At 58.2% G+C, this 1,947-nt stretch carries 1 protein-coding gene; it reads right to left on the bottom strand.

The window, feature by feature from the left end; all coding sequences use genetic code 11:
* Positions 1-1,694, bottom strand: a 1,694-nt coding sequence (locus ABD833_RS19025; RefSeq protein WP_345075178.1) for an ABC transporter ATP-binding protein, incomplete at its 3' end; no start/stop codon positions are given.
* Between the last annotated feature and the right edge of the window lie 253 nt (positions 1,695-1,947).

Below are 1,947 nucleotides of genomic sequence, written 5' to 3'. Positions count from 1 at the left end.
TCACACTCGCGCAGCGTGGTGATGCGGTGGGCGATGATCAGAATCGTGATGTCGGTTTGGGCCAGCTTGTTGATGGCTTCGTTGACCTCGCGCTCCGTTTCGTTGTCCAGCGCGCTGGTCGCCTCGTCGAGCATCAGAATCTGGGTGCGCTTGTACAGGGCCCGGGCAATACCGATGCGCTGCCGCTGCCCGCCCGAAAGCTTGGAGCCCCGCTCCCCGACGAGCGTGTCAAGGCCCAAGGGCAAGCTGTCGATGAACTCCAGCAGCGAGGCCTGCTCAATCGAATAGCGCAGCCGCTGCTCATCGACCTGGGCATCGCCCAACGTGATATTGTCCTTGATGGAGGCCTGCATCAGAAATGTGTCCTGCTTCACGTAGCCGATGATGCTGTGCCAGGCCTTCAGGTGCTGCCCCGTCAGCGGCTCCCCATCCACCAAGATGCGGCCCTGTTGCTCCGTGTAAAAGCGCAGCAGCACGTTCATCAGCGTCGTCTTGCCCGAGCCCGAACTACCGATAAAACCGATTTTCTCCCCCTTGCTAATTGTTAGGCTAATATCCTCCAGCACTCGCCGCTCTTCCTTGGGAAAGGCAAACGAGACGTGCTCCAGCGTCAGGGACTGCTCAAAGGCCAGCGGCAACTGCTGCTCGGGAATCTGCTCGTCGTACTCGGGCGTGCGGAAGGCCTGCAGGTTTTCAATCGAATAGCGCGTCTGCTTCATCTGCACCATCGCCATCAGCATCCGGTTCACGGAAGGCATCAGCCGGTAGGCGGCCGCGGCAAACAGACCAACCAGCGTTACGATACTGGCCGAGTTGGCCGCCAAAAACAGCGAGTACAGAAAGATCGTCACCACCCCGAGCACTGCCACCAGCTCAATCACGCGGATGGGAATCAGCGAATACATGTACGACTCGGCGTCAAGCCGGCGAATCTCGCGCTGATTCGCTAACAGCTGGTCCCGAAAGCGCGGCTGCTTGTCGGCCAGCTTCAACTCCACAAAGCCCGTAAACAGATCCGTCACCGTGGTCATGGAAATCGGGCTCAACTCGTTGATGCGCTGGCCAATGTACTGCGAGCGGGTCCGCAGCACGTAGTACATGCCGTAGGTGGTGGGCACCAGCACCAGAGCCAGCACTAGCAGCAGCAGGGGCTGATAGAGCACAATGCCGACCACGATAACGGCCACCATGGCCAGCTCCGAAAAAAACACGAACAGCGGCCGGATGATCATGTTCACGTACGTGCTGGGCACCTGCAGCGAGCTGTTGACCAGATTGGCCGAGCCGTAGTCGTTGAAATGCCAGTAGGGAAAGCGCAAATATTTATCGAGCTGGCTGGCCACCACCTGCAGCCCGATTTCGGCCGTAAACTTGGCCTGCACGCTGTTGATCCAGACGGAAAAAACGTTTTTAAGCAGAAAAAAAACAAATATGCCCAGGATCAGAAACAGCAGGAAGCTCTTGTCTGACTCGAACGGCAGCCAGGTGAAGAGCCGCTCGAAGTATTTGTTCTTATGAATGCCGCCCGGCTCGCCGGCCACAATCATGATGGGCACCAGCGAGGCCAGGCCCAGCACGTCCAGAAAGGAGGAGAGCAGCAACAGGGCAAACAAGACGACGACGCGCTGCTTTTGCGCCCGGCTCAGGTAGTAGCCAATGCTGTCGATGCTATAGCCAATGATGCCTTTACTCATAGGGGGGAATACTGCCTGGTTGAAGCCAGTTCCAGGTAGCAGTGCAACCGAAATGCACGCATCCCCTGGTGATGGACTGCAAAGATAGCTATTTTAAGCCCGCTCACTCGGCCCCCTCAGGTTCAAACTGACGGAATGGGGACGCGCTTTCCTTTCGCGTGGGCGCGGTATTAAGGCATCGGTGGGAACGTACCCTCAAGCGGGCAGCAGACCTGAGCCGTCGTTAGACCGGCAGCGCCCAGCTCGCTCGATG

It is taken from the genome of Hymenobacter fastidiosus, from assembly GCF_039539565.1.
GTDB classification, from domain to species: Bacteria; Bacteroidota; Bacteroidia; order Cytophagales; family Hymenobacteraceae; genus Hymenobacter; species Hymenobacter fastidiosus.
Note: the sequence above shows the minus strand (reverse complement) of the source record. Positions and strands in the feature narration are given on the sequence as shown.